Here is a 4,501-nt window from a genome sequence, read left to right on the forward strand (position 1 = left end):
TCTACCCTGCCAGATAGGGATATGGTACTTCTATAGCTTTATATTTCATCCTATCGTGGGCTAAAAGTGCTAGTCACGTAAAAAGAATTCCCGATATTATCGCTGCCCTTGCCGAACGCGATAAGGCAATTTGTTTAAAGGAAATCAAGTTTCCTGTCGTACTTGCGTTTGCAAGAGAGTCGTACTCTGTAAAACAGTTGAACAGCGACTATTTTGAGTTCACTTGCAAGCTAAGCAACGGTTATGAGTGTGAAGTCTCGGTGAACAGAGAGCGTGGTTCAAATGCTGCTATCATTGACGCTCAAGCATATAAGTTTATAAGAGTGGATGTATACACGTCTTCAAAAGTTCCAATGAACCTCTATAAATATTGGTCTAACTCTGGAATTGATGATTTTAATATTTGCGAAATGTACATAAGAAATATGGTTGATGACTTAAACCAAGCGGCTGAACTGTTGAACTTGGGTATGACGTGGGAAGAAATTTGCGAAATACCAATAGAAGAGTCTTCCAAGTTATCGAACGTTGCTCTTGTTAGTAAGTATTCAAAGAGTCAATAACAAACCTTTTCAGATTGTACGGAACTTACGTAACTCTATTATTTATTGACCACGATATTTCCGTTCGAAACCTGCTACATCAAAACTTCAGAATGATTTTTTAAGTCGCTTTTGTCCAAGAATGAGTTACGATTTCAACAAGTCGGCTTGTACGATCTAGTCGTGACTAACAAGCCGATGTGTAAGATCTAATATGAGTTACTACAGTTTAAGTGAACGCTGCAATAACCCTCTGCTTAAATTGACCTAATCTCAGCTCATCCAAAGCTAAAGTGAGTCCTACATTATTTGAGTTGATAACATCTGAAGCTTCTCCCCAATTAAGTAGGCTTGGGTGAGGTCGATCAGATTGAACGCTTCCCGACACGGTACTCGGTGTCAGGTGCTTTTCATCAGTAGCGCTCGGCACATTATTCTCTTGTTTAATGTACAAGCAGCTATCAGGAATATCCTGCTCAATTCTTTCAGCAAACCCAATCAAATTTTCTTCAGCGAAGGTATACAACCATGCTTCTTGGTTGGGTGAATCATTAACTCTCAATATCCTTCCAAGCACTTGCCTGAAGTACAGTTCCGTTTTTACCGAGCTCATATGACAACAAACCTGAAGCCGAGGGATATCCGTTCCTTCACTTATCATCCCAACACTCACTATCCACTGAACCGTTGAGTGACGAAAGGACTCAATTTCATGTAACGGATTATCATGATGATAAGTCACTATGCATGCTGATTGATTAAAGTGCTCAACAAGTCGCTTTTGAATGTCTTTAGCGTGCTTAATAGAAGAGGCGACCACCAAGCCTCCAGCACTTGGGGACTCTTCCCTTATCTGCTCTAACTTTTGGCAGCCGCTATTTAGTATGTAATTCATAGCATCTTCGTTGTGGATGACGCTTTGATAAGAGACATCGGATTGTTTAAGGCAATCAAGAATAGAGGCGAAGTGTTGATTGTCACTGCTAGCCTTAACGCTCAGGTGTTCATTATCGATTAAAACGATTTTAGGGCGGCGGCATACCTTATCTTCAACTGCCTGTTGCAAGCCGTATTGATAATCGCAAACAACCTTGCCTTCAGGATCAGAATACTCAGCCATGACAATAGGTAACCGATCAGAACGCCAAGGAGTGCCCGACAGCGCCAGAGTATAACGAGCAAAGCTTTGGATCTTCGAGACGATTTCTAGCCCCCATGAATTTGACCGTCCCTCATCATCAAACGAGCAATGATGGATCTCATCAAATACCACTAGTACTCGATACTTACTGACGGTGTTCCAAAAGTTTTCATCCAAAAAACGGATTGATTGGTAGGTGTAAGAGCCTCCAAGAGAACCCAAACCTCCATTAAATGAACATTCGAGTTTCCATGAAAAGGTCTTTTGCATCCCTTCTGCAACAGTCAGTGAAGGAGAGAAACACAGCACTAAGTCAATCATGCCTTGTTCAAATAACCGTCTCGCAACCTCGGCGGCCATAACGGTTTTACCCGCTCCAGGAGTCGCTTGGCAGAAGAAGTGTGAATACTTGTTTGAAGTGAATTTCTCGATAGCTTGAGCTGCACACTCGGCTTGCCATGCTCTTAACATTGAGGAGCCTTACTTTGCGCGACTTGCATCCAGTTGGTTAGTGCATTAATTCTGCCTAATAGCTTGGCTGAGCGTTCTCTTGCCGCATTAAATAGCGGCTGCATATCTTGCTTATTGTTTGGGAAACGCGTTAACAACGATTGGTATTCCTCAATCTCGCCTAGAGTAATTGCCAACTCGCCTTCATACTGTTTCTTCTCTTGCTCTAATGCATGTATAGAGTACTCCGAAGTTTGAACAGCCATTGAATCGACTTTAGCTTGCCTATTTCGACCCGATCTAGGCTCAACTGTGAGCGCTTTGAATTCGTTAGTTTGATGGTAACGTTTGTCTCTACGAGTCCCAATAACAGAAAGCCAACCTTTCTCCTCAAGTGATAGAAGTTGTTTATAAACATACTTTCGCGCGTCGACCTTGCTCGGGAAGGCTGAAGTACCGTTTAACAAAGCATCCCTAGCTTCTGTGACGGAGAAATTGTCCATCCCTTTTTCAATCAATAGGTTAAACATGTGAGGGTTAATTCTGGTTACTTTCTTCATGTGACTCTTACAGGCAATAAAAACTTAGGATTGCTAAGTATACAAAAATCAGTAAAACTTAGACAATCTAAGTTATCTAAAGGTTGAAAAGAAATGTGTAAGTGCAAAAATACAACCCAATCCCAGCGAGGCTCAAAGCTGCGCGTAAAAAAGCCAAGATCACCCAAAAAGATTTAGGGGTGAAAATTGGTATGGAGCAGAGTTCTGCTAGCGGTCGTATGAATCATTACGAAAAAGGCAGACATGTACCCGATATTGGTACGCTTGAACGTATGGCTGAAGAGTTAGATGTGCCGCTAAACTACTTTTTCTGTAGGAGCGAATTGAGCGCTGAGTTAGCATGTGCCATTGATAAGATGAGTGATGAAGAGAAGGCGGTGTTACTGGAGAGCCTAAAGAGCGAGAAGTAATACTTAAGCTTTAAGTCCATTTTTGCTCAATAACATACTCAATGGAATTGCATCCGTAAATCGCGGAGCAAGTATCTTATCTTCTACGGCAATGGCATTCAGATTGTAAGACGATCCAGAGTCAATTTGATGAAGACGAAGCTCCTCGATAGAACAATTAAAAGGGTTGTCCAAGTAAGGGAACTTAAATGAAAAAGTACGTGACAATATCGCTTTATCTATCGTATCAACGTTCTCACTGAAACTCATAAGTAGTGCGTCTTTCAAGAAGTGCTTTAACGCTCGGCACTCCCCTCTACACATAATAAACAAAGGATATAACACTTCATTTTTTGTAAGCACCGGCGGTTCTTCACAGCCCATTCTCGCACTCAAACCAGCGACAAATTTAGCAAAGTGCTTTTTTTGCTCCAAGTCAAAACTATAAGATGCCGTTCCACTCGAATGGCTGTTAGCTTTCAACAGCTTGAAATAGTTAATCTTTCGTCTCCAACTTAATCGTGAGTTCCATTGTGGCTCTGTCGCTATTACATCAGCATATGGCATACCAACCAGCACAAACGTATCCGCCCCATGAACCCACGGGGCGACTTGTCAGTGTTTGAAGTTCCAAGGTAGGAGTGCGTCGATATCAGGCTCTGCTTTCGCGAGCTCTTTCATGCACTTGACCATGTAGTCGTAGAGGATAAGACCGTTGGCTTTCGCGGTCTCGATGATGCTGTAAAGCATCGCGCTCGCCTCAGCACCATTTGGTGTGTTAGAGAACAGCCAATTTTTTCTGCCAATGACCAGTGGTTTAATTGCACGTTCAGCGCGATTATTATCGATAGATAAGTGACCATCGTCGATATAACGAATGAGCTTTGGCCATTGCCCGAGCGTGTACTTTATCGCTTTACCTAGTGGGCTAGAGCCTATCACCTTCTGGGTCGTCATCCATTGGTAAAGCTCATCCAGTATCGGCTTGGCAAGCGCTTGACGCTCTGCTTTTCGCTCTTCGGCAGGCGCACCTTTTAAGCGTGATTCTATCCCGTAGAGTTTTTGGATTTTAGCCAGCGCCTTATCAGCCTTGCCTGATTTACCTTTCCCTTGAAGCTTCTTCGCATCCATGAACTTGCGACGAGCATGCGCTAAGCACCCTACCTTGGTGACGTGATGCAGACCATCATAAGCCGCGTAGCCATCGGTTTGTAGATAACCGTTGTAGTCACCTAAAAAGTCCACGGGACACGCCCTCGCGCGACTGTTTTGATAGTCGTACAAGGCAATATTTTTCACATTCGGCAGTGCCGCTTCGGGTGAGTCAGCGCCTGAGCAGTAGAGCCACATATAACACTTCTTCTCTTCTTTGAGCACATTGAGCGGCGTTTCATCCGCTTGAACCACCACTTGTTGAAG

At 43.2% G+C, this 4,501-nt stretch carries 5 protein-coding genes and 1 pseudogene; 2 read left to right on the forward strand and 4 right to left on the reverse strand.

Annotation, left to right across the window (positions count from 1 at the left end; genetic code table 11):
* Positions 1-260: 260 nt before the first annotated feature.
* Positions 261-563 (forward strand): hypothetical protein, encoded by a 303-nt coding sequence (locus AB4583_RS19595; protein WP_372118944.1) that lies wholly within the window; start codon positions 261-263, stop codon positions 561-563.
* Positions 564-771: 208 nt separating this feature from the next.
* On the opposite strand, the gene AB4583_RS19600 is transcribed toward AB4583_RS19595, so the two are convergent.
* Both AB4583_RS19600 and AB4583_RS19605 read right to left on the reverse strand, forming a co-directional pair.
* Positions 772-2,154, reverse strand: coding sequence for a DEAD/DEAH box helicase (locus tag AB4583_RS19600; RefSeq protein WP_372118948.1), 1,383 nt, complete (start codon positions 2,152-2,154; stop codon positions 772-774).
* Positions 2,148-2,693, reverse strand: coding sequence for a hypothetical protein (locus AB4583_RS19605; protein WP_372118951.1), 546 nt, complete (start codon positions 2,691-2,693; stop codon positions 2,148-2,150). Before AB4583_RS19605 ends, AB4583_RS19600 begins: the two co-directional genes overlap by 7 nt.
* A gap of 101 nt (positions 2,694-2,794) precedes the next feature.
* On the opposite strand from AB4583_RS19605, the gene AB4583_RS19610 reads away from it, so the two are divergent.
* On the forward strand, positions 2,795-3,103 hold the full coding sequence (locus AB4583_RS19610; protein WP_372118954.1) for a helix-turn-helix domain-containing protein: 309 nt from the start codon (positions 2,795-2,797) through the stop codon (positions 3,101-3,103).
* Between the two features lie 3 nt (positions 3,104-3,106).
* Here AB4583_RS19610 and AB4583_RS19615 read toward each other — a convergent pair.
* Together AB4583_RS19615 and tnpC are read right to left on the reverse strand one after the other, a co-directional pair.
* Positions 3,107-3,667, reverse strand: a pseudogene (locus AB4583_RS19615) (ATP-binding protein); the annotation flags it as partial.
* Between the two features lie 30 nt (positions 3,668-3,697).
* A partial coding sequence (gene tnpC, locus AB4583_RS19620; protein WP_372118957.1) for an IS66 family transposase occupies positions 3,698-4,501 on the reverse strand: 804 nt, incomplete at its 5' end.

This window comes from Vibrio sp. 10N.222.49.C12, from assembly GCF_041475025.1.
GTDB lineage: Bacteria > Pseudomonadota > Gammaproteobacteria > Enterobacterales > Vibrionaceae > Vibrio > Vibrio crassostreae_C.